The following is a 26,380-nucleotide window of genomic DNA, read 5'->3' on the forward strand; positions in this document are numbered from 1 at the left end:
CAGCTTGCCGATCCATCCGTCGCCCCGAACGCCGCGGGACGACGGATGGATCGGCAAGCTGTTGGCCGTCGCCGGTGTCGCCGTGACGCTGATCGGCGTGGTGTTCCTACTGGTGCTGGCCGCGCAGGCGGGCGTGCTCAGGCCCGAGGTCCGGGTCGCGGCCGGTGTGATTCTGGCCGCGGGACTGGTGATCGCCGCGCGGTGGCTGTACACCCGTCCCGGGGGTCGGGTCGGCGCAATTGCGCTGGCCGCGACTGGTACCGCCGCGGCGTACATGGACGTCATCGCGGTGACGACGATCTATACCTGGCTGTCCGCACCCGCGGCGTTGATCATCGCCTCGGTGATCGGGGGAGGCGGCCTCACGTTGGCGCGTCGGTGGAACTCCGAGCATCTGGGGCTGCTGGTGCTGGTACCGCTGCTGGTGTTGGCGCCGGTGGTGGTCGGCGGTGTCACGCTGCTGCTCGTGGCGTTCATGCTGGCGCTGTCGGCGGCGTCGCTGCCCGTACAGCTCGGCAGGGATTGGCTCTGGCTGCACGCCGCCCGTATCGCGGCGGGCACGCTGCCGCTGCTGGCCGCACTCGTGGGTGTCTATTTCGACGGCGGACGCGATCGGTGGCTGGCCGGTGCGTGCGGTATCGCAGCACTGCTCGCGATCGCCGGCGCGCTCATCCTGCTGCCCCACACCGCGAACAAGCCGGTGATGGCCGTGCTCACCGCCGCGGGTGTACTGCCCGTGCTGTCGGTCGGGCTGGCCGTCGACCGTGTCGTCGCGGCACTGATGGCGGCCGCGCTCGCCGCGGCGCTGTTGGCGATCGTGCTCGTCGGCGAGCAGCTGTCCGGGGTGGACCGCAGCGTGCGCCGGATCTGGGCGGTGCTGTCGGCGGTGTCGGCGCTGATCGGCGTGCTGGTGGCGTTCGACGGCAGGATCGCCGGCCCCGTGCTGCTGGCGACGGCGCTCGTGGTGGCGACGGTTGGTCGCCGCCACGCCACGGCCCGGGCGATCGCCGTGGGCTTTGGGCTGATCGGCGCGGGGTTCTATCTGAGCTACGCCCCGCCGTCAGTACTGATGCGGGGCACCGCAACCAGCGCCGCGGTCGGCATTTCGACGTTGGTCGCCAGCGTTCTGCTCACCGCGTGTGCGGCCGTGCTCGTGTGGGCGTTCCCCCGCCGGAGTTCGGCGGCGTGGGCGGTCTCGGCGGCCGTGGCGGGTTACGCGATCACGATGTTCGCGGTGACCGCCGGCGTGTTGGTCGGCGGCACCGACGGCGGGTTCTTCGCGGGCCACATGGCGGCGACGATCTGCTGGATCGGGCTGGCCGCCGCGTTGTTCGGCTACGCCGCCCGGCTGCCGCGCGCCGACCGCTCCCTGCCGATCGGCGGGGGGCTGGCGCTGGTCGCCGCCGCGACGGCCAAGCTGTTCCTCTTCGACCTGGGCACCTTGGACGGCATCTTCCGGGTGGTGGTGTTCATCGTGGTCGGCCTGGTGCTGCTGGGCATGGGCGCCGGCTACGCGCGGCTGCTGGAGAAGCAGGACCAGCAGCAGAACATGCCCGTGACAGCCGACACACGTTAAACTGGACTCAATCCAGATTAGGAGGCGTTGAAGGAGTCATGAACACCACACGTCGTCTAGAAACAGAAGTCCAGGGATTCCAAGCGTCGCCCGAACTCAGCGCGAGCCTGCAGCGGGTTCTGGTCGACCTGATCGAGCTGCACCTGCAGGGCAAGCAGGCGCACTGGAACGTCGTCGGCACCAACTTCCGCGACCTGCATCTGCAGCTCGACGAACTCGTCGAGTTCGCCCGCGAGGCCAGCGACACGGTCGCCGAACGGATGCGCGCCCTCGATGCCGTACCCGACGGCCGGTCGAACACCGTCACCGCCGACACCACGCTGCCGCAGTTCCCGGCGTACGAGGTGAGCACGCAGGAGGCGGTCGACCTGATCGCGGGCCGGATCTACGCCGCGGTGGGGACCATGCGCGCGGTGCACGACGCGGTCGACGCCGAGGACCCCAGCACCGCCGACATCCTGCATCAGCTGATCGACGGCCTGGAGAAGCTGGCCTGGCTGATCAAGTCGGAGAACCGCAAGGTCTAACCGGGCCGGTCAACCGGTGCGCAGATCACCGCGATCGCGGCATCGATCAGCGCATCCAACTCGAGCCTGCCCGCGCCCGACCTGGCCCGAACCGACAGCGCGTTGAGGGTCGCCGTCGCGATCTGTGCGAGCGCGTCCGGCGCGTGCGGTGAAAGGTCGCCGTCGCGGCCGGCGCGCTCGAATCGTTCGGCGAACGTCGCGGTGAACGCCGCCATCGTCTCCTCGACGATCGCGCGCGCCTGTGCGTCGCCGGTCGCCTCGGTGAGCGCCGTACCGATCAGGAAGCAGCCGCGCGGCCCGCTGTCTCCGGACAGGTAGAAATCGCGGGCGTAGCGGTAGACCGCCCCGAGCGCCTCTCGCAACGGCTGTGGCCGGGCCAGCGCCGCTGTCAGCCAGGCCCGGCTGGCGTCGGCGTAGTCGGCGGCGGCGCGCCGGTAGAGCGCCCGCTTGTCACCGAACGCGGCATAGATGCTCGGCCGGTTCATGCCCATGGCCGCCGCTAGATCGTCCAACGAGGTGCCCGCGTAGCCGGCGCGCCAGAACGTTTCGCGCGCCCGGCGCAAGGCGACTTCGGGATCGTATGCGCGGGGCCGACCGCGGCGACGGGCCGCTGCTCTGGTCACGACGAGAATTTTATACTAGTTTGAACAAAATGAGGTTATCGCACGTCGACCGGGGTTCCGGCGAGCCCGTGCTGCTACTGCACGGCTATCCGCAGAACGCCTCGTGCTGGCGGCATCAGATCCCCACGCTCGCGCAGCAGTACCGGGTCATTGCGCCCGACTGGCCGGGTTTCGGCCGTTCCGAGCCGCCCGGCACGCCGCCGACCTACGACAACGAGGTCGATCGCATCGACGCGGTCGCCGACGCGATCGGTCTCGACCGGTTCAACCTCGTCGCGCATGACTACGGCGGGTTCCTGGGCCTGGGCTACACGCTGCGCCGCCCGGAGCGGGTCCTGCGGCTGGCGTTGCTCAACACCAGGGCGCACAACACCTTCCGGCCGTGGTTCTACCGCTACTCGCTGAGCCAGCGGTGGGCGACGGTCCACGTTCCCGGGCTGGTCCGTCGGCTGCCGCTGCGCCGCCTGCACCACGCGGCGTTGCGGCCGTATCGCGTCATGGGGTGTTTCGACGACGCGCTGGAAGCCGAGTATCTGGGCTGGATGGACACCGCCGCCGGCCGCCAGACATTCGTCGAGTTCTTCCGGCACTACCACGTGCCCGCGATCCCCGAACTCGCGGCGGGCCTCGCCCACATCACCTGCCCGACCGCGGTGATCTGGGGCGACCGCGACCGCTACATCCCGTTCAGCACCGCCCGTCAGCTGGCGGACCGCGTTCCCGGTGCCACGCTGACCCGGCTGACCGGCGCCGACCACTACGTCATGGAGGAGCGCCCCGCCGAGGTGACTGCGGCGATCCTCGAGCTGCTGGCCCGCCCGTGCGTCGTTTCCGGCGATGCGGGTATATCACCGGCGTGACCGTGACACGAGACATCCACGCCTCGCGGCAGCAGGTGTGGGACGTGATGGCCGATGGATGGACGTACTCACAGTGGGTCGTCGGCAACAGCCGGATGCGCGCTGTCGACGCGGACTGGCCGGCGCCCGGCTCGCAGATACGCCATTCGATCGGGGTGTGGCCGCTGCTGCTCGACGACGTGACCGTGGTCGAGAAGAGCGTGCCACTGGAGGAGCTGGTGTTGCACGCGAAGGGCCGGCCGTTCGGCGGGGCGCGAATAGTGTTGCAGCTGAGCGATATTCCCGACGGCTGCCGGGTCGAGATGCAGGAGTTCCCGGTGAGCGGACCCGCCGCGCTCATGCCGAACCGGTTGTCCGATATCGCCGTCTATCCGCGGAACCGGGAAACTTTGTGGCGGCTCGGCGCGCTGGCCGAACGGCTCAAGCCGACTGAGCTCTCTGACGACTGAGCGGTTCGAGTTCCACCGCGTCGCGGACCGCTGAATCGTCGCGCCGACCGACGAGGTACCAGGTCCTCATGACGCCCTTGCCCTTGACGTCGACTTCGCCGCGCGGTTCCAGGACGAATGTGCTTCTCAGCCGTTCGTAGACGTCGTGCGGCACTTGGATGCGGCCCTCGACGTCGGTGGTCTCCATTCGGGATGCGACGTTGACCGCGTCGCCCCACACGTCGTAGAAGAACTTGCGCGCGCCGACGACGCCGGCGACCACCGGTCCGGCGGCCAGCCCGATGCGCAACGGCACCTCGCGGCCGCGCGGGTCGCGCAGGTCGGCCACCGCGTCGGCCATATCGAGCGCAAGACAGGCCAGCGCCTCGAGGTGATCCGGTCTCGGTTGGGGCACTCCGCTGACCACCATGTAGGAATCGCCGCTGGTCTTGACCTTTTCCAAGCCGTGCCGGTCGACCAGCGCGTCGAGGTCGGTGTAGAGGCGGTCCAGGAAGCGCACCAGATCACTGGGCGTGGTGTCGCTGGCCCGCTTGGTGTAGCCGGCGATATCGGCGAACAGGATCGACGCGTCGTCGTATTTGTCGGCGATCACGGCGCGGGTCGGATCCTTCAGCCGCTCGGCAATCGGGACGGGCAGGATATTGGCCAGCAGCCGCTCGGAGCGTTCGTACTCGGCCTCCATCGCCAGCCGGGCCCGGCGTATCTCACGAAGGGCGTACCACAGCGTGGCGATGACGAGAATCCACGCGGTCGCCACGGTGAGGACGAACGAGGTCGTGAATGCCCACGGCGGTTGGATGCCGGTGTCGTTCGGGACGAGGAACTCCAGCAGGATCACCGTCACCGCGCCCACCGCCGACAGCGTCGACGCGAGCAGGATGTGGTCGATGCCCAGGACCAGCACCATGATCGCGGCCGCCACGACGTAATAGAACTGCAGCCCCGAGCCGGTGCCCAGCTGAATGCACTGGACGGTGATCGTCGTGTACGCGACCGTGAAGAACACCAGCGGCGCAACGAGTTCCCCGAACCGGCACATCAACGGGATCAACGCGAAAGCCGCCGCGCTGACGAGGTTGATCACGGGGATCCACCACACCTCGAGGCCGACGAGCAGCCCCTGCAGCCCGAAGAACGCGCTGATCGCGGCGCTGATCATCGCGGTCACGTCGAGCACCCGGCGGTGACGTGCGGCGCTCTCGGCGTGGTGGCGGACGCGGGCCGGCATCCGGCTTTCCAGCGCGACTTCCGGCACACAGACCGGCCGCAGTCTCATCTCCACGTTTAGAGCGTAGCTGCGGCGGTGGTGCCCTCGGTGAGACTCGAACTCACACTGTCACGATTTTGAGTCGTGTGCCTCTGCCAATTGGGCTACGAGGGCCGAACGTCGGTCTGTGTCATGTCGCTGTGCGGCTTACCACCATAGAGGATGCCCCGCAGTCGCTGGACGTGCCTGCTACCGCCACAATGTGTTCCATGGCATCCGCTCCTGGGTCAGCGACCGACGCCGTGAAGGCACGCCGCGTTCTCGTCGCCGAAGACGAAGCGCTCATCCGCATGGACCTGGCCGAGATGCTCCGCGAGGAGGGCTACGAGATCGTCGGTGAGGCCGGCGACGGGCAGGAGGCGGTCGATCTCGCCGAGAGCCTGAAACCCGACCTCGTGATCATGGACGTCAAGATGCCGCGTCGCGACGGCATCGACGCGGCATCGGAGATCGCCAGCAAGCGCATCGCGCCGATCGTCATCCTGACCGCCTTCAGCCAGCGGGAACTGGTCGAACGAGCCAGGGATGCCGGCGCGATGGCCTACCTCGTCAAACCATTCACCATCACCGATCTCATCCCGGCCATCGAGGTGGCGGTGAGCCGGTTCGGGGAGATCTCCGCCCTGGAGCGGGAAGTGGCGACCCTGTCCGACCGGTTGGAGACCCGCAAGCTGGTCGAGCGCGCCAAGGGTTTGCTGCAGGCCAAGCAGGGCATGACCGAGCCCGAGGCGTTCAAGTGGATTCAGCGGGCCGCGATGGACCGGCGCACCACGATGAAACGAGTCGCCGAGGTGGTGCTCGAAACCCTCGACACGCCCGGCGACGCACCGGAGTCAGGCTGACGGGCCGGCCCGGCGGTTCGTAAAAACTTCGTTTCCGGCCGCGCAGACCACGCACCGGCGTCGAGCGTTGGCTATGGTCTTCCCGGAACGTCGCCGCCCTTGCCGAGCCAGGTGGAGGCGCGGAGCCGACTAGAACATTGACCCGGAGGTGAAGCGTGCGCGGTCGCGGAGCACGGAAAGCAATTGCTATCAGCAGCGCTGGTTTGGTCGTGCTCGGCAGCGCAATGACATTGGCGGCCTGCCAGCAATCCCAGCCGAGCGAGGGCGGTGCGGCGCAGACCGACCTGAAAATCGTCGAGCAGGTCCCGATCGACGAGAACGGCGCGGAGATCACTCCGCCGGACACTGCCGCGGCGGCTGACCCGGCTGGCGACGGCAAGGCGCAGTGCCCACCCGTGTCGATCGCGATGGCGGGCGCGCTCAACGGCCCCGACGCCGCGCTGGGCATCAACATCAAGAACGGCATCCAGTTGGCGGTCGACCAGCACAACGCCGCAAACCCGGGCTGCAAGGTGCAACTGAAGGCCTTCGACACCGAGGGCGATCCGCAGAAGGCCAGCCAGACGGCGCCGCAGATCATCAACGATGCGTCGATCATCGGCCTGATCGGTCCCGCGTTCTCAGGGGAAACGATGGCCACCGGAGACGTGTACAACCAGGCCGGCCTGGTTGCCGCCACCGCGTCGGCGACCAATGTCACGCTGTCGCAGAAGGGGTGGAAGACGTTCTTCCGGGGCCTCGGAAATGACGGCCAGCAGGGGCAAGCGGTCGGAAATTATCTGAAGAACTCGCTGGGCCACAAGAAGGTATGCGTGGTCGATGACAGCACCGACTACGGCTTGGGCCTGGCGACCGTGGTCCGAAACACGCTCGGGGCAGTCGCCGACCCGGCGTGCAACATCTCGGTGAAGAAGGGCGACAAGGACTTCTCGGCCGCGGTGACCCAGATCAAGGGCGCCAGCCCTGACTCGGTGTTCTTCAGCGGCTACTACGCCGAGGCCGCGCCGTTCGCCCAGCAGCTCAAAGACGGCGGATACACCGGGACCTTCGTCAGTGCCGACGGCACGAAAGACCCGGAGTTCGTCAAGCAGGCCGGAAACGCGGCAGAGGGCGCGATCCTGTCGTGCCCGTGCACGCCGGCGCCTGCTGAGTTCGCCGAGGAGTACAAGAAGGCGTTCAACGCCGATCCGGGTACCTACAGCGTCGAGGGCTATGACCTGGGCACCATCATGCTGAAGGGCATCGACTCCGGAAAAACCACCCGCCCCGACCTCCTCGAATTCGTCCGGACCTACAACGGTCAGGGGATCGGACGCAAGTACCAGTGGGATCCCAACGGCGAACTGACGTCCACCCTCATCTGGATCTTCAAGGTTCAGTAGGAGACCGATCGAGAGACCGGGATGCCCCCCGAGTGCGTCGACCAGTACACCTGCCTGGCCGCCAACATCAGCTTCAACCTGGACGGGTTGCGAGACGGCTTCTGGCAGTTGACAATCGACGGCCTGTCGTGGGGCGCCATCTATGCCTTGGTGGCGGTCGGCTACACGTTGGTCTACGGCGTGTTGAAGTTGATCAACTTCGCCCACTCCGAAGTCTTCATGTTCGGCATGTTCGGCGCGTATTTCTGCCTCGACATGATCCTCGGTTTCACCCCGAGCGGTAACACCTACGACAAGGGCATCGCGCTGACGGTGCTGTATCTGGGCATCGCGATGCTGTTCGCAATGATGGTGTCCGGCGCCACCGCGATCGGACTGGAGGCGGTCGCATACCGACCGTTGCGCAGACGCAAGGCCGAACGGCTGTCATTTCTGATCACCGCGATCGGAATGTCATTCGTGTTGCAGGAGTTCGTGCACTTCATCCTGCCGAAGATCATCGACGGGTACGGCGGATCCAATGCGCAGCAACCGATCCGGCTCGTCTCGCCCGAAACTCAGTTCACGGTGTTCGGCGCCGCCGTCTCCAACATCACGCTGATCATCGTGGGCGGGGCGCTGGTCCTCGCCCTGATGACGGACATCACCATCAACCGGACGAAGTTCGGACGCGGAATCCGGGCCGTGGCCCAGGATCCCGACACCGCGACGCTGATGGGCGTCTCCCGGGAACGCATCATCATGCTGACGTTCTTGATCGGCGGCCTCCTGGCGGGTGCGGCGGCGCTGCTGTACACGCTGAAGGTGCCGCAGGGCATCATCTACTCCGGCGGCTTCCTGCTCGGCATCAAGGCGTTCTCGGCCGCGGTCCTCGGCGGCATCGGCAACCTGCGCGGTGCGCTGCTGGGCGGGCTGCTGCTGGGCATCATGGAAAACTACGGGCAGGCGGTGTTCGGGACGCAATGGCGTGACGTCGTGGCCTTCGTGTTGCTAGTTCTGGTGCTGTTCTTCCGGCCGACCGGAATACTCGGCGAGAGCCTCGGAAAGGCACGGGCATGAGGGCCAGCGAGAAGGTGTTGGCGCCCGGCGACGCGGTGCGGCGCTGGTGGGACGGCCTTTCGCGGGTGCAGAAGTGGGGCTTCGGCGTGCTCGCCTTCGGCCTGCTCGCACTGTTGCCGCTCTTCCCGCCGCCGTTTTTGAACACGCCGAACATCAGCTTCGGCGGCACCATGGCGCAATTCGCCATGGTCGCCATCATCGCGATCGGCCTCAACGTCGTGGTGGGTCAGGCCGGCCTGCTCGACCTCGGCTACGTCGGCTTCTACGCCGTGGGTGCGTACACCGTCGCGCTGCTCACCAGTCCCAACAGTCCGTGGAACAAGATGGGCGCGACGGGATGGTTCAACGAGGACTGGGCGTGGCTGGCCTGCGTGCCGCTGGCGATGGCCATCACCGCGCTGACCGGACTCATCCTCGGAACGCCGACGCTACGGCTCCGCGGCGACTACCTCGCGATCGTCACGCTGGGTTTCGGCGAGATCATCCGGCTGCTGGCGGACAACCTTTCGGAGGTGACCAACGGCCCGCGCGGCCTCAACGAGGTGGCCTACCCGCGGTTCGGTGAGAGCGAACGCGTCCCGGAAGGCGTGTTCTCCAGCGGTAACTCCGCAGGCGACGCCAATTACGGCACATGGTGGTTCTGGCTGGGCATCGTGCTGATGGTCGGGATCCTGCTGCTTGTCGGCAACCTCGAACGCAGCCGCGTCGGTCGCGCCTGGATCGCGATCCGGGAAGACGAGGACGCCGCGGAAGTCATGGGCGTCAACACTTTCCGATTCAAGTTGTGGGCATTCGTGATCGGCGCGGCGATCGGCGGTCTGTCCGGCGCGCTGTACGCGGGCCAGGTGCAGTTCGTCGCGCCGCCGACGTTCAACATCATCAACTCGATGCTGTTCCTGTGCGCCGTGGTGCTCGGCGGTCAGGGCAACAAGCTCGGCGTGGTGGTGGGTGCGTTCATCATCGTCTACCTGCCGAACCGACTGCTCGGCGTGGAGTTCCTCGGTATCAACCTCGGCGACCTGAAGTACCTGTTCTTCGGGCTGGCGCTGGTGGTTCTGATGATCTTCCGGCCGCAGGGCCTGTTCCCGGCCCGCCAGCAACTTCTCGCCTACGGCAGGGCCGCGCGCGACCTGCTGCGCTCGCCGGAAAAGGAATCGGCGCGATGACGATCGAGGAATTGGCGGGCGTCCACCGCGAGATCCATGCCGCCGAGGGCGAGATCCTCTTGAGGACAACCGATCTCACCGTGAAGTTCGGCGGGTTGACGGCGCTCGACTCGGTGTCGTTCGACATTCGTCGCGGCGAGATCCTCGGCATGATCGGCCCGAACGGCGCCGGTAAGACCACCTGCTTCAACGCGATCACCGGGGTGTACCGCCCGACATCGGGATCGGTCACCTTCGACGGCGCACCACTGGGCCGCGTCAAAAGGCACCAGATCACCCGCCGCGGAATAGCGCGGACCTTCCAGAACATCCGGTTGTGGGGCGAGATGACCGCCCTGGAGAACGTCATGGTTGGCACCGACGCAAGGCACTTCACCTCGGTGCCCGGTGCGCTGGTCAGAACCCCGCGCCACAGGCGCGAGGAGAGGACTGCGATCGAGAGATCGGCTGCACTACTGCATTTCGTAGGCATCGCGGACCGCGGCGAGGAGAAGGCGAAGAACCTGTCCTACGGGGACCAACGACGGCTGGAGATCGCCCGCGCGCTGGCCACCGAACCGAAACTGCTGTGTCTGGACGAGCCGGCGGCCGGATTCAACCCGCGGGAGAAGGCCGCGCTCATCGAGCTGATCCAGAAGATCCGCGACGACGGCTACACCGTGTTGCTGATCGAACACGACATGAGGCTGGTGATGGGCGTGACCGATCGCATCGTGGTCCTGGAGTTCGGTCGCAAGATCGCCGACGGCCTGCCCGGGGAGATCCGCGAGGACCCGAAGGTGATCGCGGCGTACTTGGGGGTGCCCGATGACGCAGTCGAATGAATCGCCAGGGACCGAGCGGCCCGTCATCCTCGAATTACGCGACATCGTCGTGCAGTACGGGAGAATCCGTGCACTGCACGGGATCTCGCTCACGGTTCGCGAAGGTGAACTGGTGACCCTGCTCGGCTCCAACGGAGCCGGCAAGACGACCACCATGCGGGCGATCTCGGGGCTGCTGCCGCTGACCTCGGGTTCGATCTGGTTCGAGGGCGCCGACATCACCAAGGTCAAAGCCCACCAGCGGGTGATCCAGGGGCTGGTGCAGGCGCCCGAGGGACGCGGTGTCTTCCCCGGGATGTCGGTCGTGGAGAACCTCGAGATGGGTTGTTACGGACGCAAGTTCGCCTCACGGTCCGAACATCGGAAGCGTTTGGACTGGGTCCTGGATACGTTTCCGCGGCTCGCCGAACGCCGCAGTCAGGTGGGCGGCACGCTCTCGGGTGGCGAGCAGCAGATGCTGGCCATCGGGCGGGCGCTGATGGCCCGGCCGCGGGTGCTGCTGCTCGACGAGCCGTCCATGGGCCTGGCGCCGATGGTGATCTCCCAGATCTTCCGGATCATCGGCGAGATCAACGCCCAGGGCACCACCGTGCTGCTGGTCGAGCAGAATGCCCAACAGGCGCTGAGCCGTTCGGACCGCGCCTACATTCTGGAGACCGGTGAAGTCACGCGCGAAGGCAATGCCCGAGAGTTGTTGGCCGATGACAGCATTCGCGCCGCCTATCTCGGGGTGGCGTGACTCAGGTCTGCGACCGGCGTGCCACCCACGGCCACGTCATCAACGCCCAAACCGCGGCCACCAGGGTCGCCCCGACGAGGACGTACACCGGCCACGGACCCAGGACATCCAACAGCGATGCGGTGTCCGGTTTGGCGTTCAGGAAGCCGTAATTGGTGCCGGCGACGGCGTTGAAGACCATGGTGACCGCCGCCCAGACGAGCGTGACCAGAATCGCGAATCGCAGGCTTCGCCAATCGGGTCGCATGCCGCGGCCCCATGTGAGGTAGATGGCGGCCCACACCACCAGCAGATGAATCGCGTAGAACGCCAGAAACCGATAGTGCGGAAAGTCGGGTCCACGCAGCACGGGGGAGATCAGCGCCTGCACGCTCAGCACCAGTCCCCAGTAGTAGGTCAGGGCGTACGCCCAATGCCGTTGCGTCCACAGCGCATACGCGGCGACGACGGTTGCCAGGTCGGTGAGTTGCAGCGGCACCGAACCCGCGAGCGTCGGCGGGGTCAAGTTGTAGACCAGGATCGCGGCGTAGATCGCGGCGGTGACCCCACCGAGGATGCGGCCCAGGTGTCTTGCCCGCCGTTCGGTCTGGCGGCGGCCCGACCACACCAGCAGCACGGCGCCGATGACGAACACCGCGATGGCGCCCCAGTAGGAGGGGCCGTACGGCTCGAACTGCCTAGCGAGCAACAATCACCGAGGAGCCGTGGCCGAACAGCCCCTGGTTGGCGGTGACCCCCACCTTGGCACCCTCGACCTGCCGACCGGTCGCCTGGCCCTTGAGCTGCCAGGTCAGCTCGCAGACCTGCGCGATCGCCTGTGCCGGAATGGCTTCGCCGAAGCAGGCCAGTCCGCCGGACGGGTTGACCGGGATCTTTCCGCCGATCGCCGTCGCACCGCTGCGCAGCAGTTGCTCCGCCTCGCCTTTGGCGCACAGGCCGAGATGCTCATACCAGTCGAGTTCCAGCGCCGTGGACAGGTCATAGACCTCGGCCAGGCTCAGGTCCTCGGGACCGATGCCGGCTTCGGAGTAGGCGGCGTCGAGAATCTGGTCTTTGAACACACGCTCCGGCGCATTCACCACCGCGGTGGAATCCGTTGCGATGTCGGGCAGTTCGGGTAGATGCTGCGGGTACTGCGGCGTCACGGTGCTGATCGCTCGCACCGACGGGACGCCGTCGAGCGAGCCGAGATGCTTTTCCGCGAACGACTTGCTCGCCACCACCAGCGCGGCCGCGCCGTCCGACGTCGCGCAGATGTCAAGCAGCCGAAGCGGATCGGACACCACGGGGCTGGCCAGCACGTCGTCGATCGTGGCTTCCTTGCGGTAGCGCGCGTTCGGGTTGTCCAACCCGTGCTTGGCGTTCTTGACCTTCACCGCGGCGAAGTCTTCGAGAGTGGCGCCGTAGAGGTCCATGCGGCGGCGCGCCAGCAGCGCGAAGTACACCGTGTTGGTGGCGCCGATGAGGTGGAAGCGCTGCCAGTCGGGATCGTTGCGACGCTCGCCGCCGACCGGAGCGAAGAACCCCTTCGGGGTGGTATCCGCACCGATCACCAGCGCCACATCGCAGAAGCCCGCGAGGATCTGAGCGCGTGCGCTCTGCAACGCCTGTGAACCGCTGGCGCACGCCGCGTAACTCGACGACACGGGTACGCCATTCCAGCCCAGTTTCTGCGCGAACGTCGCACCCGCCACGAAGCCCGGATAGCCGTTGCGGATCGTGTCGGCGCCCGCGACCAGCTGGATCTGGCGCCAGTCCAAACCCGCCTCGGCCAACGCGGCCCGCGCCGCGACGACGCCGTATTCGGTGAAGTCGCGCCCCCACTTGCCCCACGGGTGCATGCCGGCGCCCAGGATGTACAGCGGTGCCGGAGTTTCAGTACTCATTCCGCCACCTTCCATGCGTGAACGACGCGCTCGACGCCGTCGTCGTCGACGAACAACGGCATCGTGGTCAGCTCCATCTCCATGCCGACCTTCAGGTCCGCGGCCAACGTTCCCTCGACGACCTTGCCCAGCACGATGAGCCCCTCCTCGGCCAGTTCCACCGCGGCAACGGCGAAGGGCTCGAAGGGATCCGGGGTCGGATAAGGCGGCGGGGGAGCGTACCGGTTCTCGGTGTAGCTCCACAGCGTTCCGCGCCGCGACAGTGGCACCTGGGCCAGCTCGTCGCCGTCACACCCCGGGTTCGGACAGTTGTTGGCACGGGGCGGAAACACGTAGGTGCCGCACTGATGGCACTTGCCGCCGATCAGATAGGCCTCACCGGATCCATCGGTGGCGAACCAACCTTCGATCGCGGGTTGAGTGGAAGCTGACACGCGGGTCAGCGTACCGAGTCGCCCGGCGAAACTGAAACGTGTTCCAGTTGAGTGGGACGCGGCGGCAGGTGCGAGCGCCACGGTGGCTCCGTTGTCACCGCCGATGCATAGAGTAGGGCCGTGAGCCCAGCCAGCACCGCCACCGGCAAGAAGACGGCGTCCGAGCACACGGAACAGAAGCCGACACTGATGTTGCTCGACGGCAATTCGCTGGCGTACCGGGCGTTCTACGCGCTGCCTGCCGAGAACTTCAAGACGCAGGGCGGGCTCACCACCAACGCTGTGTACGGCTTCACGGCGATGCTGATCAATCTGTTGCGTGACGAGCAGCCCAGCCACATTGCGGCCGCGTTCGACGTGTCGCGCCAGACGTTCCGCGTCGACAAGTACCCCGAGTACAAGGCCGGCCGGTCCACGACCCCCGACGAGTTCCGCGGCCAGATCGACATCACCAAAGAGGTGCTCGGTGCGCTGGGAATCACCGTGCTCGCCGAACCGGGCTTCGAGGCCGACGACATCATCGCCACGCTGGCCACCCAGGCCGAGCTGGGCGGCTATCGCGTACTGGTGGTCAGCGGCGACCGCGACTCGCTGCAACTGGTCAGCGACGACGTCACGGTGCTGTATCCGCGCAAGGGCGTCAGCGAGCTGACCCGGTTCACCCCGGAGGCGGTGCTGGAGAAGTACGGCCTGACCCCGCAGCAGTATCCGGACTTCGCGGCCCTGCGCGGAGACCCCAGCGACAACCTGCCGGGTATCCCCGGCGTCGGGGAGAAGACGGCGACGAAGTGGATCGCCGAATTCGGCTCGCTGCAGGCGCTGGTCGACAACGTCGACTCCGTGAAGGGCAAGGTGGGCGATGCGTTGCGGGCGAACCTGTCGAGCGTCGTGCTCAACCGGGAACTGACCGACCTGGTGCGCGACGTGGCGCTCCCGCAGACCCCGGACACCCTGCGGATGCAGCCGTGGGACCGCGACCAGATCCACCGGCTCTTCGACGACCTGGAGTTCCGGGTACTGCGCGACCGGCTGTTCGAGACGCTGGCGTCGGCGGACCCCGAGGTGGACCAGGGTTTCGACGTGCGAGGGCGGGCGCTGGAGCCGGGAGAGCTCGCGGCGTGGCTGGCCGAACACAGCTCGGGTAAGAGGTTCGGGATGGCGGTGGTGGGCACGCACCTGGCCTTCGACGCCGACGCGACCGCACTGGCCATCGTCGCCGCGGACGGCGACGGGCGCTACATCGACACCGCCACGCTGAGCGCCGATGACGAGGCCGCGCTGGCGTCCTGGCTGGCCGACCCCGGACCGCCGAAGGCGCTACACGAAGCCAAGCTGGCGATGCACGATCTGCAAGGCCGCGGCTGGAAGCTCGCCGGCGTCACCTCGGACACCGCACTCGCCGCGTACCTCGTCCGTCCTGGGCAGCGCAGCTTTGCGCTCGACGATCTCTCGCTGCGCTACCTGAAGCGCGAACTTCGTGCGGAAACACCTGAGCAGCAACAGCTTTCGCTGTTAGATGACAATGATGGCGTCGACGGCCAGGCCGTGCAGACCGTGATCCTGCGGGCCAGCGCGGTAATGGATCTCGCCGACGCGCTCGACGAGGAGCTCGCCCGTATCGACTCCCTGGCGCTGCTGAACAACATGGAGTTGCCGGTGCAGCGGGTGCTGGCCGAGATGGAGACCGCGGGCATCGCTGTCGACCTCGAGCAACTCGGCCAGTTGCAGAGCGAGTTCGCCGACCAGATTCGCGACGCCGCCGAGGCGGCCTACGCGGTGATCGGCAAGCAGATCAACCTCGGTTCACCGAAGCAGCTGCAGGTGGTGCTGTTCGACGAACTGGAGATGCCCAAGACCAAGCGCACCAAGACCGGCTACACCACGGACGCCGACGCGCTGCAGTCCCTGTTCGACAAGACCGGCCATCCGTTTCTGCAGCATCTGCTCACCCACCGCGACGCGACGCGGTTGAAGGTGACCGTCGACGGGCTGCTGGCCTCCGTGGCCTCCGATGGCCGCATCCACACCACGTTCAACCAGACCATCGCCGCGACGGGGCGCCTGTCGTCGACCGAGCCGAACCTGCAGAACATCCCCATCCGCACCGACGCGGGCCGGCGCATCCGCGACGCATTCGTCGTGGGCAAGGGCTATACGGAGCTGATGACGGCCGACTACAGCCAGATCGAAATGCGCATCATGGCGCATCTGTCGAAGGATGAGGGGCTGATCGAAGCGTTCAACACCGGTGAAGATCTGCACTCGTTCGTCGCGTCGCGGGCGTTCTCGGTGCCGATCGACGAGGTCACCGCGGAGCTGCGGCGCCGCGTCAAGGCGATGTCCTACGGATTGGCGTACGGGCTGAGCGCCTACGGGCTCGCGGCGCAGCTCAAGATCTCCACCGAGGAAGCCAAAGTGCAGATGGAGCAGTACTTCGACCGGTTCGGCGGGGTGCGCGATTACCTGCACAACGTCGTCGACCAGGCCCGCAAGGACGGATACACCTCGACGGTGTTCGGCAGGCGGCGCTACCTACCCGAACTGGACAGCAGCAACCGCAACGTGCGCGAGGCCGCCGAGCGGGCCGCGCTCAACGCACCGATTCAGGGCAGCGCCGCCGACATCATCAAGGTGGCGATGATCAATGTCGACAAGGCGCTGAAGGACTCCGGTCTGGCGTCGCGGATGCTGCTGCAGGTGCACGACGAACTGCTCTTCGAGGTCGCCGAGGGCGAGCGCGACGCCGTGGAGAAGCTGGTACGCGAGCAGATGGGCAACGCCTACCCGCTGGATGTGCCGCTGGAGGTGTCGGTCGGCTACGGCCGCAGCTGGGACGCGGCCGCACACTGAGTCAGCGGCTCGGGGCGCGGTAAGCGGTCAGCCACTGCAGCATCGGAGCGGCCGCTCGTGCCGCGTGTACTGCGTAGGCCTCCTCGGCCTGCAGGGTATAGACGCGCTGGTCGCCGAAGCCGCGGTCAATTCTGTCCCGGACGAACGCCAGCTCGACGACCTGGGCGGCGAACCGCTTGACCGCCTTGCCCGCGGGTCGTCCGCCTTGGCGGGTGGCCAGCGCGACAGCCTGCTTGCGGTGCCGCAACGACCCCAGCCAGGTGGCCTCGTTCGGCGTCACCAGGCCCGCGGCCACCATGCCGGGCAGCTTGGCCGCGACAATGGTCTGCTCGCGGCGGCGGCCCTGCACGCCGAGCACGATCACCAACGCGAAGATCGGGACCATCCAGAACAGGTAGACCGCGAAATACCACCCGATGCCCAGCAGCGACGAGCCGTTCCACAGCCCGTGCATGACGACCGCGGCCAGGTACCCCAAACCGATGTAGCCCGCGCGGGTCAGCGCGTTGCGGTGGTGCAGCGCGAAATACACGCCGATGCCGATGAACGTGGTGAACAGCGAATGCGCGAACGGCGCCATGACCAGTCGCAATGCCGCGGTGAGCAGCGAATCGCCGAGCGATTCGCCGCTGGCGATGTAGAGGATGTCCTCCAACCAGGCGAAACCGGCGCCGACCAGCCCGGCATAGACCAGGCAGTCGGTCAGCGAGTTGAGTTCGTTGCGGCGCCGGCCGGTCATCATGAACAGCAGAAAGGTGCCCTTCGCCGCTTCCTCGATCACCGGCGCGATGACGGCCACCGACACCCAACTGACGTCGTCGGTCTCGCCGGTCACGATCAGAGACTCGAAGAAGAGCCCGAGAAGCACCGACAGCACCACGGCAACCGAGGCGCCCCACAAGAACGCGAAGATCAGCAGCCTCGGCGGCTCCGGCTCGAAGCGGTCCAGCCACACGTAGGCCAGCAGCACGACCACCATGGTCAGGCTCGACAGCACCAGCCCGATACCGGCGCCGACCGGGTTCAGGGCGGTCAGCCCGACGACGATCAGCCCGGCCACGGTGCCGAGCAGGATGAGGACGGCCAGCGGCGCCCCGACCTTTCGCACCTTGCGCTCGAACGGCGGCTGGATCGGCCAGGGCTGGGGCGCACCGGCGTAGGACACGAGAAGTCAGGGTAGCGAGCGCGCAACAGGCGGGGGACCGGGTTTGTCCAGCATGTGCCCAGTCGAGTAACCTCTACCGGTACCTGTCTGTGGTTTTTGCATTCTTCTGCGGCGGGTAACACCAATAAACAACTGTCCCTACGATCAAACCTGTCCGGAGCAACCCACCACATGCCAAGTCCCTCCGTCACCTCGCCGCAAGTAGCCGTCAACGACATCGGCTCGAGCGAGGACTTTCTCGCCGCCATCGACAAGACCATCAAGTACTTCAACGATGGCGACATCGTCGAAGGGACGATCGTCAAGGTTGACCGTGACGAAGTCCTGCTCGACATCGGTTACAAGACCGAAGGCGTCATCCCGTCCCGTGAGCTCTCCATCAAGCACGACGTCGACCCCAACGAGGTCGTTTCCGTGGGCGATGAGGTCGAGGCTCTGGTCCTCACCAAGGAGGACAAGGAAGGCCGCCTGATCCTGTCCAAGAAGCGCGCCCAGTACGAGCGCGCCTGGGGCACCATCGAGGAGCTCAAAGAGAAGGACGAGGCCGTCAAGGGCACCGTCATCGAGGTCGTAAAGGGCGGCCTGATCCTCGACATCGGCCTACGCGGCTTCCTGCCCGCGTCGCTGGTCGAGATGCGCCGCGTCCGCGATCTGCAGCCGTACATCGGCAAGGAGATCGAGGCGAAGATCATCGAGCTGGACAAGAACCGCAACAACGTGGTGCTCTCCCGCCGCGCCTGGCTGGAGCAGACCCAGTCCGAGGTGCGCAGCGAGTTCCTCAACCAGCTGCAGAAGGGCGCCATCCGCAAGGGCGTGGTCAGCAGCATCGTCAACTTCGGCGCGTTCGTCGACCTCGGCGGTGTCGACGGCCTGGTGCACGTCTCCGAGCTGTCCTGGAAGCACATCGACCACCCGTCCGAGGTGGTCCAGGTGGGCGACGAGGTCACCGTCGAGGTGCTCGACGTCGACATGGACCGCGAGCGGGTTTCGTTGTCGCTCAAGGCGACCCAGGAAGACCCGTGGCGGCACTTCGCCCGCACCCACGCGATCGGCCAGATCGTGCCGGGCAAGGTCACCAAGCTGGTGCCGTTCGGCGCGTTCGTCCGCGTCGAGGAGGGCATCGAGGGCCTGGTCCACATTTCCGAGCTCTCCGAGCGCCACGTCGAGGTCCCGGACCAGGTGGTGCAGGTCGGCGACGACGCGATGGTCAAGGTCATCGACATCGATTTGGAGCGGCGCCGCATCTCGCTGAGCCTCAAGCAGGCCAACGAGGACTACACCGAGGAGTTCGACCCGTCGAAGTACGGCATGGCCGACAGCTACGACGAGCAGGGCAACTACATCTTCCCGGAGGGCTTCGACTCCGAGACCAACGAGTGGCTCGAGGGTTTCGAGAAGCAGCGTGAGGAGTGGGAGTCCCGCTACGCGGAGGCCGAGCGCCGGCACAAGATGCACACCGCGCAGATGGAGAAGTTCGCCGCTGCTGAAGCAGACGCAGCGGAGGCGTCCTCATCGTCGAACGGCACGTCGCGTGGCGAGGAGCAGTCGTCGGGTGGATCGCTGGCCAGCGACGCCCAACTCGCGGCGCTGCGGGAGAAGCTCGCAGGCAACGCATAACGCGTTCGGCACCCTGACAGACTGGGGCGGTGCTGCGCATTGGGCTCTCCGGCGGTATCGGCGCCGGGAAATCGACCGTGTCCGCGACGTTCAGTGAACTCGGGGGAGTCGTCGTCGACGGCGACGTGATCGCCCGCGAGGTCGTCGAGCCCGGGACTGAGGGGCTGGCCAAGCTGGTCGACGCGTTCGGCGAGCAGATCCTGTACGGCGACGGACCGTCGGCCGGGGCGTTGAACCGCCCGGCCCTCGCCGCCATCGCGTTCAGCGACGAGGAGAAGCGCAAGACCCTCAACGGGATCGTCCATCCGCTGATAGCGCACCGCCGATCGAAGTTGATCGCGGCCGCCGCCGAAGACGCCGTGATCGTCGAGGACATCCCGCTGCTCGTCGAATCCGGTATGGCACCGATGTTTCCGTTGGTGGTGATCGTGCACGCGGACGAGGATCTGCGGGTGAAACGGTTGATCGAGCACCGAGGGTTCACCGAAGAGGACGCCCGGGCCCGGATCGCCGCGCAAGCCACCGAGGAACAGCGCCGTGCCGTTGCCGACGTGTGGCTGGACAACTCGGGCACCACAGCACAGCTGGTCGGCGCGGCGCGAGCGCTGTGGCAGGAACGGATCCTGCCGTTCGCGCACAACGTGCACGAGAATCGGCCCGCACACGCGGAACCGGTTCTGGTGCCCTACGATCCGACATGGCCTGAGCAGGCACGGCGCATCCTGGCTCGGCTCGACACGGCCTGCGGGCACCGCGCCGCGCGCATCGACCACATCGGTTCCACGGCGGTACCCGGACTGGACGCCAAGGACGTGATCGACGTGCAGGTGACGGTCGGCTCGCTCGAGGTCGCCGACGAACTGCGCGAGGCGTTGACGACGGCCGGGTATGTCTGCAGGCCGATCACCGCCGACGTCGGCAAGCCGGACGCCCGCAGCACGGCCACCGAGTTCGACCACACCGACGACGAAGCGCTGTGGCGCAAGCGATTTCACTGTTCGGCCGATCCCGGTCGACCGACGAACGTCCATCTGCGGGTCGACGGCTGGCCGGGCCAGCAGTTCGCGCTGCTCTTCGTCGACTGGTTACGCGCCAATCCGGGTGTCCAGGCCGACTACCTCACGTTGAAGCGGCAGGTCGCCGCGAAGGGGCACACCCAGACCGGTGCCTACGCCGACGCGAAAGAGCCGTGGTTCCTCGACGCATATCGACGGGCATGGGAGTGGGCCGACGCCACCGGGTGGCGGCCCTGACGGTCGCCGGAGCTTATGCCTGCGGCGGCGCGCTCACATCGGTGTCCGGCGCGCCGTCCACCGGAAGATTCAGCGGCGCACCGCATTGCAGCACTCCGTACATCGGATCGTCCTTCGGCCGGAGCAACCGCGGCGCGATGAACTGATCGGCCTTGGCGACGATCTGGTCGTCGACGAGGATCTCGCAGTGCAGGTTCGACCCGTACGGCCATTCGATGGAAATCTCCATGCCGGCCAGCTTGGGGTCCGCCAGCACCGCGTTGACCTCGAAGGTCTGACCGGGCAGCAGCGTGGGCTGCGCACTGTTGACGTTCTGGTCGTCCATCTTGTACGCGACGACCGCGCCGCGGGAGGTGCCGTCGGCCCGCGCGCGGTATATGACGTTGTGCAGGATTTTGGGCTGGCCGGGCGGCGCCACCTCGGTGCCGGAACCGACCGGCTGACCCGAGGCGACCGCGGGGGCCACCAGGGCGCCCACCAGCACGGCTCCCGCAGCGAGCGAGGCGGCGAAAGACGTGCGTTCGATGAGATTCACGTGATCAGAGACTACCGTTCGTCGCGGTGCGGACAAATTCATGATCATTTCCACGTCAGCGGCATGCCTTGACTGGCCAGCCACCGGTTCAGGTCGTAGCCGTGCCGCGACAGCCCGTCGATCGCTGACACCGCGGCCTGTACCGCCTGCTCGCCGGTTTCCGGGGTCAGCAGGTTGTGCCGCACCGCGGTGAGCAGTTCGTCCACGTCGCAGAGCTCGGCCCCCTCACCGGTGCGGACCACCAGGTCGAGGTAGTGGTCCTCGGAATGCCAGACGTCCCGCCCGGGCGTGTAACGCCCGACGTCGAGGTAGTAGTCCTGGTCCAGTTCGTGGCCCGGGTTGAAGTGGAACACCGTCGCACGGAGCCGCAGCGACGGCAGCAGCCACGATTCGAGGTAGTGGAACTGGGCACGGCCAGGAGCCGGGCGAGCCATGTAGAGGCCCCAGGGCCGGACCGTGTAGATCTCGACGGCCCGCACGATGCCCTTCGGGTCGGTGTTGGTGTGGGCGCGCAGGTCGAACGTCTCGTGCTTGGGAGCGTGGATGGGTCAAGGATAGGGCCACCGGGCCGTCGGTGGGGCGGCCGCCGCCGCGGGGCATGAAGTTGTCGGTCCGCACGCTTAACCTGGTGCATTATGGCCTTCGCTACTGAACACCCCGTGCTCGCGCACTCGGAGTACCGCCCCGTCGACTCGATTGTGCGCACCGGCGGCCGCTTCGAGGTGGTCAGCCCGTATGCGCCCGCTGGGGACCAGCCCGCCGCAATCGACGAGTTGGAGCGCCGGATCAAGGCGGCCGAGCACGATGTGGTGCTGCTGGGCGCCACCGGCACCGGCAAATCCGCCACGACAGCGTGGCTCATCGAGCGGGTTCAGCGGCCGACTCTGGTGATGGAGCCCAACAAGACGCTCGCCGCGCAGATGGCCAACGAGTTGCGGGAGATGTTGCCGCACAACGCAGTCGAGTACTTCGTGTCGTACTACGACTACTACCAGCCCGAGGCCTACATCGCCCAGACCGACACCTACATCGAGAAGGACAGCTCGATCAACGACGACGTCGAGCGGTTGCGGCACTCCGCGACGTCGAGCCTGTTATCGCGCCGCGACGTGGTCGTGGTCGCGTCGGTGTCGTGCATCTACGGTCTGGGCACCCCACAGTCCTACCTGGACCGGTCGGTGGAGCTGCGGGTCGGCCAGGAGGTGCCGCGCGACGCGCTGCTGCGCCTGCTGGTCGACGTCCAGTACACCCGCAACGACATGGCGTTCACCCGCGGGTCGTTCCGGGTGCGCGGGGACACCGTGGAGATCATTCCATCGTATGAGGAGTTGGCCGTCCGCATCGAGTTCTTCGGGGACGAGATCGAGGAGCTGTACTACCTGCATCCGCTGACCGGTGACGTGGTGCGCAAGGTCGACTCGCTGCGGATCTTTCCGGCGACGCACTACGTCGCGGGGCCGGAGCGGATGGCTCACGCGATCTCGACCATCGAGCAGGAACTCGAGGAGCGGCTGGCCGAGTTGGAGGGCCAGGGCAAGCTGTTGGAGGCCCAGCGGCTGCGGATGCGAACGAATTACGACGTCGAGATGATGCGCCAGGTCGGCTTCTGCTCGGGCATCGAGAACTACTCGCGTCACATCGACGGCAGGCCGGCCGGATCCGCGCCCGCGACGCTCCTGGACTACTTCCCCGAGGACTTCCTGCTCGTCATCGACGAGTCGCACGTGACGGTGCCGCAGATCGGCGGGATGTATGAGGGGGACATGTCCCGCAAGCGCAACCTCGTCGACTTCGGTTTCCGGCTGCCTTCGGCAGTGGACAACCGCCCGCTGACCTGGGAGGAGTTCGCCGACCGGATCGGTCAGACGGTGTACCTGTCGGCGACGCCCGGGCCCTATGAGATGAGTCAGACCGGCGGTGAATTCGTCGAGCAGGTCATCCGTCCTACCGGCCTGGTCGATCCCCAGGTGTTGGTCAAGCCGACGAAGGGCCAGATCGACGACCTGATCGGGGAGATCCGCAAGCGTACGGAGCGCGACGAGCGCGTCCTGGTCACCACGTTGACCAAGAAGATGGCCGAAGACCTCACCGACTACCTGCTCGAGATGGGCATCCGGGTGCGGTACCTGCACTCCGAGGTGGACACGCTGCGCCGTGTCGAGTTGCTCCGGCAGTTGCGCCTCGGTGAGTACGACGTGCTGGTCGGGATCAACCTGCTGCGCGAGGGGTTGGACCTGCCCGAGGTGTCGCTGGTCGCGATCCTCGACGCCGACAAGGAAGGCTTCCTGCGGTCTCCGCGCAGCTTGATCCAGACCATCGGCCGCGCCGCACGCAATGTGTCCGGTGAGGTGCACATGTACGCGGACAAGATCACCGATTCGATGAAGGAAGCCATCGACGAGACCGAGCGGCGTCGTGCCAAGCAGATCGCCTACAACACCGAGCATGGCATCGACCCGAAGCCGTTGCGCAAGAAGATCGCCGACATCCTCGATCAGGTGTACCGCGAGGCCGACGACGTTGAGGTCGGCGGCTCCGGTCGCAACGCCTCCCGCGGGCGCCGCGCACAGGGCGAGCCAGGCCGCGCCGTCAGCGCCGGGATCATCGAGGGACGCGACACGTCGAACATGCCGCGCGCCGAATTGGCCGACCTCATCAGGGATCTCACCGAACAGATGATGTCCGCGGCCCGCGACCTGCAGTTCGAGTTGGCCGCGCGGATTCGTGACGAAATCGCCGATCTGAAGAAGGAACTGCGCGGCATGGACGCCGCGGGCCTGAAGTGATCCCAGGCGGCTTGACCTCAAGTGCGGTTCAGCTCATAGCGTGAGCGGGTGACCGAGACAGCGACGACCACCACGGGCCGGTGGCGTGACCTGCTGGGGCCGAAGTACCTCGGCGCCAGCACCGTGCTCGCCGGCGGGGTCGCGCTGTACGCCACCAACGAGTTCCTGACCATCAGCCTGATGCCCAGCGCGGTCGCCGACATCGGTGGGCACCGGTTGTATGCCTGGGTGACGACGGTGTACCTGGTCGCCTCCGTGGTCGCGGCGACCACCGTGCACGCGACGCTGATGCGCCTCGGGCCTCGGTCCTCGTATCTGCTGGCACTCAGCGTGTTCGGCGCCGGCAGCGTGGCCTGCGCTGCGGCGCCCACCATGTCGGCCCTGCTGGTCGGCCGCACGGTGCAAGGGCTGGCCGGCGGGCTGTTGGCCGGGTTGGGCTATGCAGTGATCAACACCGCACTGCCCCAACGGTTGTGGACCAAGGCGTCGGCGCTGGTGTCGGCGATGTGGGGCGTGGGCACCCTGCTCGGTCCGGCCGCCGGCGGCATCTTCTCCCAATTCGGTTCGTGGCGTTGGGCGTTCGGAGTCCTCGCGATCCTGACCGCGGCGATCGGCGTGCTGGTGCCGTTGGCCTTACCCGCGCGGCGTGTCGCCGCCGCCGACGTCCCGATCACGCCGATCCCCGTGCCGTCGCTGATCCTGTTGGGTGCCGCGGCGCTGGCGGTCAGCGCGGCCGGCGTGCCGCGGGATGCGCGGGTCACCGCTGCGCTGCTCGGCTTTGGTGCCGCTCTGGTGGCGGCGTTTCTGTTCGTCGACCGGCGGCTACCCGCGGCGGTGTTGCCGCCCAGCACGTTTGGCCGCGGGCCGCTGAAATGGATCTACCTGACCCTCGGCGTACTGATGGCCGCGACGATGGCGGACATGTACGTGCCGCTGTTCGGGCAGCGCCTGGCCGGCTTGACGCCCGTGGCAGCCGGCTTCCTCGGCGCCGGGTTGGCGCTGGGTTGGACCGTCGGCGAGATCGGCAGCGCCTCGATGGGCAACGAACGGATGATCAGGAGGACGGTCGCGGTCGCACCGGCCGTGATGGCCGCTGGTCTCGCCCTCGCGGCGGCGACCATGCGCGACGACGCCCCACCCGCCGTGGTTGCGGTCTGGGCGCTGGCGCTGGTCGTGACGGGCGCCGGGGTCGGCATCGCGTGGCCGCACCTGTCGGCATGGGCGATGAGCCGGGTCGACGACCCGGCGGAGGGGCCGACGGCGGCCGCCGCTATCAACACCGTCCAGTTGATTTGCGGTGCGTTCGGCGCCGGGCTGGCCGGTGTCGTCGTGAACCTGACCGAGACGGGTACCGCGACGCCCGCTCGGTGGTTATTGGCGGGCTTCGCGGTCTTGGCCGCGTTCGGGTTGGTGGCGTCGACGAGGAGTGGGCGTTTGCCACAACTCGCCAATACCGCGACACCCCAACGGCATTGAACGCTCCCCCGCGCGAGAGGATAGAATGTCCCCGGGTCGGAATCGATGAATTTGCTGCAGTAGTAGGAGTTTCGTTGTGGTTGTGAAGAGGATCGGGATGCATGCTGCGCTCATCGGCGCGCTGGCCGTCACCGCCTTGGGTGTCGGTTCGGGTGTGGCCAACGCCGAGCAACCGGTACCGAATACACCGGGTATGACGTGGAAGCTCGACAAATGGGACGACTGGGACGACCGGGGTTGGCGTGGGCCGCGCTGGGAGGAGCCGCGTTACTGGAACGGCCCGCATTACGGCGGACCGTGCGCGTGGGTACCGCCCGCCGTGTCGATGTGGGTACCGCCCGCTGCCTGTTAGCCAACGCTGATCAGGTCTTGGCCGAACACAGGCCGGCGGCGAACCGCAGATCGGCCACCAGGGCTCCAAACGCCTCTTCGCGGTCTTCGGGCCGGCCCCGAAGCACCGACGACGGGTGCACGGTGACCGCCACGGCGGGGTCGACGTCGAGGTCAGTGATCTCGTCGATCTCGGGGAGCCGTAGGGCCTCGCCGCGGTGTGCGGTCAGCCGGAACGAGCTGCCCATCATCGACTGAGCGGCGGTCGCGCCCATCAGCACCAGCACTTCGGGTCGAATCGCGTCCAGTTCGGCGAGCAGCCATGGCCGGCAGGCCACCACCTCGGTGCGGCCCGGTGTCTTGTGGATACGGCGCTTGCCACGTTCGGGCAGCGTGAACTTGAAATGCTTGACCGCATTGGTCACGTAGACCCGTTCGCGGTCGATCCCGGCTTGCACCAGCGCCTTGTCCAACAGCTTGCCCGCGGGGCCGACGAACGGTGCGCCCGCCCTGTCCTCCTGATCGCCGGGCTGTTCCCCGACCAACATCATCTGGGCGTCCGCGGAGCCGCCGCCGAACACGGTCTGCGTGGCGTCGAGATAGAGGTCGCACCCCTTGCAGCTGTTCGCTGCGTCGGCGAGGTCGTCGAGATCGCGGCTGTCCGGAACGAACTCCGCGGCGGTGTGCGTGGGCCGTGCGGGCATGCACAGCGATTACCCGGTTCCGCCACGATC

At 67.1% G+C, this 26,380-nt stretch carries 25 protein-coding genes and 1 tRNA gene; 16 read left to right on the forward strand and 10 right to left on the reverse strand.

Annotated elements, in window-relative coordinates; all coding sequences use genetic code 11:
- Together AU187_RS08910 and AU187_RS08915 are read left to right on the forward strand one after the other, a co-directional pair.
- Positions 1–1,576 (forward strand): DUF2339 domain-containing protein (locus tag AU187_RS08910; protein WP_059166652.1); only part of this gene is annotated, 1,576 nt, incomplete at its 5' end.
- A gap of 38 nt (positions 1,577–1,614) precedes the next feature.
- Entirely contained in the window at positions 1,615–2,103 is a 489-nt protein-coding gene (locus AU187_RS08915) for a Dps family protein (protein ID WP_059099386.1), read from the forward strand.
- Here AU187_RS08915 and AU187_RS08920 read toward each other — a convergent pair.
- Entirely contained in the window at positions 2,100–2,726 is a 627-nt protein-coding gene (locus AU187_RS08920; protein WP_059099385.1) for a TetR/AcrR family transcriptional regulator, read from the reverse strand. The two genes, AU187_RS08915 and AU187_RS08920, sit on opposite strands and share 4 nt — an antisense overlap.
- 29 nt (positions 2,727–2,755) lie before the next feature.
- Between AU187_RS08920 and AU187_RS08925 the strand changes: the two genes are divergently transcribed.
- Together AU187_RS08925 and AU187_RS08930 are read left to right on the forward strand one after the other, a co-directional pair.
- A complete protein-coding gene (locus tag AU187_RS08925) occupies positions 2,756–3,586 on the forward strand; it encodes an alpha/beta fold hydrolase (RefSeq protein WP_059099384.1) in 831 nt (276 codons plus the stop codon).
- On the forward strand, positions 3,583–4,035 hold the full coding sequence (locus tag AU187_RS08930) for an SRPBCC family protein (protein WP_059099383.1): 453 nt from the start codon (positions 3,583–3,585) through the stop codon (positions 4,033–4,035). The genes AU187_RS08925 and AU187_RS08930 overlap by 4 nt, the downstream gene beginning before the upstream one ends.
- Here the strand turns inward: AU187_RS08930 and AU187_RS08935 are convergent.
- Positions 4,007–5,311 carry an adenylate/guanylate cyclase domain-containing protein gene (locus AU187_RS08935; protein WP_059099382.1) on the reverse strand — a complete coding sequence of 435 codons (1,305 nt, stop codon included), beginning with the start codon at positions 5,309–5,311 and terminating at the stop codon, positions 4,007–4,009. The genes AU187_RS08930 and AU187_RS08935 overlap by 29 nt on opposite strands.
- A 28-nt stretch (positions 5,312–5,339) precedes the next feature.
- A tRNA-Leu gene (locus AU187_RS08940) sits at positions 5,340–5,416 on the reverse strand.
- A gap of 95 nt (positions 5,417–5,511) precedes the next feature.
- On the opposite strand from AU187_RS08940, the gene AU187_RS08945 reads away from it, so the two are divergent.
- The 6 genes from AU187_RS08945 to AU187_RS08970 all read left to right on the forward strand — a co-directional run bounded on the left by AU187_RS08945 (position 5,512) and on the right by AU187_RS08970 (position 11,314).
- Entirely contained in the window at positions 5,512–6,144 is a 633-nt protein-coding gene (locus AU187_RS08945; protein ID WP_059099381.1) for an ANTAR domain-containing response regulator, read from the forward strand.
- 155 nt (positions 6,145–6,299) lie between these two features.
- Positions 6,300–7,526: a branched-chain amino acid ABC transporter substrate-binding protein gene (locus AU187_RS08950; RefSeq protein ID WP_059099380.1), complete on the forward strand. Its 1,227-nt coding sequence runs from the start codon at positions 6,300–6,302 to the stop codon at positions 7,524–7,526.
- 21 nt (positions 7,527–7,547) lie between these two features.
- Positions 7,548–8,585 (forward strand): branched-chain amino acid ABC transporter permease, encoded by a 1,038-nt coding sequence (locus AU187_RS08955; protein ID WP_059163911.1) that lies wholly within the window; start codon positions 7,548–7,550, stop codon positions 8,583–8,585.
- On the forward strand, positions 8,582–9,751 hold the full coding sequence (locus AU187_RS08960; RefSeq protein ID WP_059099378.1) for a branched-chain amino acid ABC transporter permease: 1,170 nt from the start codon (positions 8,582–8,584) through the stop codon (positions 9,749–9,751). Before AU187_RS08955 ends, AU187_RS08960 begins: the two co-directional genes overlap by 4 nt.
- A complete protein-coding gene (locus AU187_RS08965; protein ID WP_059099377.1) occupies positions 9,748–10,575 on the forward strand; it encodes an ABC transporter ATP-binding protein in 828 nt (275 codons plus the stop codon). Before AU187_RS08960 ends, AU187_RS08965 begins: the two co-directional genes overlap by 4 nt.
- A complete protein-coding gene (locus tag AU187_RS08970; RefSeq protein ID WP_059099376.1) occupies positions 10,559–11,314 on the forward strand; it encodes an ABC transporter ATP-binding protein in 756 nt (251 codons plus the stop codon). The genes AU187_RS08965 and AU187_RS08970 overlap by 17 nt, the downstream gene beginning before the upstream one ends.
- Position 11,315: 1 nt before the next feature.
- Here the strand turns inward: AU187_RS08970 and AU187_RS08975 are convergent, their stop codons facing one another.
- Genes AU187_RS08975 through AU187_RS08985 form a run of 3 tightly spaced genes read right to left on the reverse strand, consistent with a single transcriptional unit; the run spans position 11,316 to position 13,634 of the window.
- On the reverse strand, positions 11,316–12,002 hold the full coding sequence (locus tag AU187_RS08975; protein ID WP_059099400.1) for a YwaF family protein: 687 nt from the start codon (positions 12,000–12,002) through the stop codon (positions 11,316–11,318).
- Positions 11,992–13,200, reverse strand: coding sequence for a lipid-transfer protein (locus tag AU187_RS08980; protein ID WP_059099399.1), 1,209 nt, complete (start codon positions 13,198–13,200; stop codon positions 11,992–11,994). Before AU187_RS08980 ends, AU187_RS08975 begins: the two co-directional genes overlap by 11 nt.
- Complete coding sequence (locus AU187_RS08985; protein WP_059099375.1) at positions 13,197–13,634, reverse strand: Zn-ribbon domain-containing OB-fold protein; 438 nt, start codon at positions 13,632–13,634, stop codon at positions 13,197–13,199. The genes AU187_RS08980 and AU187_RS08985 overlap by 4 nt, the downstream gene beginning before the upstream one ends.
- Before the next feature lie 189 nt (positions 13,635–13,823).
- On the opposite strand from AU187_RS08985, the gene polA reads away from it, so the two are divergent.
- The gene (gene polA, locus AU187_RS08990) at positions 13,824–16,484 is read left to right on the forward strand and encodes a DNA polymerase I (RefSeq protein WP_082683731.1); all 2,661 of its coding nucleotides are present in this window, start codon (positions 13,824–13,826) and stop codon (positions 16,482–16,484) included.
- Between the two features lies 1 nt (position 16,485).
- Here polA and AU187_RS08995 read toward each other — a convergent pair whose 3' ends face one another.
- Complete coding sequence (locus AU187_RS08995) at positions 16,486–17,649, reverse strand: PrsW family intramembrane metalloprotease (RefSeq protein WP_059099373.1); 1,164 nt, start codon at positions 17,647–17,649, stop codon at positions 16,486–16,488.
- A gap of 171 nt (positions 17,650–17,820) precedes the next feature.
- Here AU187_RS08995 and rpsA point away from each other — a divergent pair, with 171 nt between their 5' ends.
- Together rpsA and coaE are read left to right on the forward strand one after the other, a co-directional pair.
- Positions 17,821–19,266, forward strand: coding sequence for a 30S ribosomal protein S1 (gene rpsA / locus AU187_RS09000; protein WP_059099372.1), 1,446 nt, complete (start codon positions 17,821–17,823; stop codon positions 19,264–19,266).
- Positions 19,267–19,295: 29 nt separating this feature from the next.
- Complete coding sequence (coaE, locus tag AU187_RS09005) at positions 19,296–20,519, forward strand: dephospho-CoA kinase (protein WP_059099371.1); 1,224 nt, start codon at positions 19,296–19,298, stop codon at positions 20,517–20,519.
- A 13-nt stretch (positions 20,520–20,532) separates the two neighbouring features.
- On the opposite strand, the gene AU187_RS09010 is transcribed toward coaE, so the two are convergent.
- Positions 20,533–21,096 carry a hypothetical protein gene (locus tag AU187_RS09010; RefSeq protein WP_502687745.1) on the reverse strand — a complete coding sequence of 188 codons (564 nt, stop codon included), beginning with the start codon at positions 21,094–21,096 and terminating at the stop codon, positions 20,533–20,535.
- A gap of 2 nt (positions 21,097–21,098) precedes the next feature.
- The gene (locus tag AU187_RS09015) at positions 21,099–21,533 is read right to left on the reverse strand and encodes a ribonuclease FAU-1 family protein (protein ID WP_059099370.1); all 435 of its coding nucleotides are present in this window, start codon (positions 21,531–21,533) and stop codon (positions 21,099–21,101) included.
- A gap of 156 nt (positions 21,534–21,689) precedes the next feature.
- Between AU187_RS09015 and uvrB the strand changes: the two genes are divergently transcribed.
- The 3 genes from uvrB (at position 21,690) to AU187_RS09030 (ending at position 25,668) form a co-directional block, all read left to right on the forward strand.
- The gene (gene uvrB / locus AU187_RS09020; RefSeq protein WP_059099369.1) at positions 21,690–23,840 is read left to right on the forward strand and encodes an excinuclease ABC subunit UvrB; all 2,151 of its coding nucleotides are present in this window, start codon (positions 21,690–21,692) and stop codon (positions 23,838–23,840) included.
- 48 nt (positions 23,841–23,888) lie between these two features.
- The gene (locus tag AU187_RS09025) at positions 23,889–25,316 is read left to right on the forward strand and encodes an MFS transporter (protein ID WP_059099368.1); all 1,428 of its coding nucleotides are present in this window, start codon (positions 23,889–23,891) and stop codon (positions 25,314–25,316) included.
- Positions 25,317–25,392: 76 nt separating this feature from the next.
- Positions 25,393–25,668 (forward strand): hypothetical protein, encoded by a 276-nt coding sequence (locus AU187_RS09030; RefSeq protein ID WP_059099367.1) that lies wholly within the window; start codon positions 25,393–25,395, stop codon positions 25,666–25,668.
- A gap of 10 nt (positions 25,669–25,678) precedes the next feature.
- On the opposite strand, the gene AU187_RS09035 is transcribed toward AU187_RS09030, so the two are convergent.
- A complete protein-coding gene (locus AU187_RS09035) occupies positions 25,679–26,350 on the reverse strand; it encodes a UdgX family uracil-DNA binding protein (RefSeq protein WP_059099366.1) in 672 nt (223 codons plus the stop codon).
- Positions 26,351–26,380: the final 30 nt, after the last annotated feature.

Origin of the sequence: Mycobacterium sp. IS-1556, from assembly GCF_001499985.1 — a bacterium.
Lineage (GTDB): Bacteria > Actinomycetota > Actinomycetes > Mycobacteriales > Mycobacteriaceae > Mycobacterium.

What these genes read in the sequence shown, in the direction of transcription:
- AU187_RS08915 (WP_059099386.1), top strand. Translation starts at nt 1,615, where the DNA reads ATGAACACCACACGTCGTCTAGAAACAGAAGTCCAGGGATTCCAAGCG.
- AU187_RS08925 (WP_059099384.1), top strand. Translation starts at nt 2,756, where the DNA reads ATGAGGTTATCGCACGTCGACCGGGGTTCCGGCGAGCCCGTGCTGCTA.
- AU187_RS08935 (WP_059099382.1), bottom strand. Translation starts at nt 5,311, where the DNA reads ATGAGACTGCGGCCGGTCTGTGTGCCGGAAGTCGCGCTGGAAAGCCGG.
- AU187_RS08945 (WP_059099381.1), top strand. Translation starts at nt 5,512, where the DNA reads ATGGCATCCGCTCCTGGGTCAGCGACCGACGCCGTGAAGGCACGCCGC.
- AU187_RS08955 (WP_059163911.1), top strand. Translation starts at nt 7,548, where the DNA reads ATGCCCCCCGAGTGCGTCGACCAGTACACCTGCCTGGCCGCCAACATC.
- AU187_RS08960 (WP_059099378.1), top strand. Translation starts at nt 8,582, where the DNA reads ATGAGGGCCAGCGAGAAGGTGTTGGCGCCCGGCGACGCGGTGCGGCGC.
- AU187_RS08965 (WP_059099377.1), top strand. Translation starts at nt 9,748, where the DNA reads ATGACGATCGAGGAATTGGCGGGCGTCCACCGCGAGATCCATGCCGCC.
- AU187_RS08970 (WP_059099376.1), top strand. Translation starts at nt 10,559, where the DNA reads ATGACGCAGTCGAATGAATCGCCAGGGACCGAGCGGCCCGTCATCCTC.
- AU187_RS08980 (WP_059099399.1), bottom strand. Translation starts at nt 13,200, where the DNA reads ATGAGTACTGAAACTCCGGCACCGCTGTACATCCTGGGCGCCGGCATG.
- polA (WP_082683731.1), top strand. Translation starts at nt 13,824, where the DNA reads ATGTTGCTCGACGGCAATTCGCTGGCGTACCGGGCGTTCTACGCGCTG.
- rpsA (WP_059099372.1), top strand. Translation starts at nt 17,821, where the DNA reads ATGCCAAGTCCCTCCGTCACCTCGCCGCAAGTAGCCGTCAACGACATC.
- AU187_RS09010 (WP_502687745.1), bottom strand. Translation starts at nt 21,096, where the DNA reads ATGAATTTGTCCGCACCGCGACGAACGGTAGTCTCTGATCACGTGAAT.
- uvrB (WP_059099369.1), top strand. Translation starts at nt 21,690, where the DNA reads ATGGCCTTCGCTACTGAACACCCCGTGCTCGCGCACTCGGAGTACCGC.
- AU187_RS09035 (WP_059099366.1), bottom strand. Translation starts at nt 26,350, where the DNA reads ATGCCCGCACGGCCCACGCACACCGCCGCGGAGTTCGTTCCGGACAGC.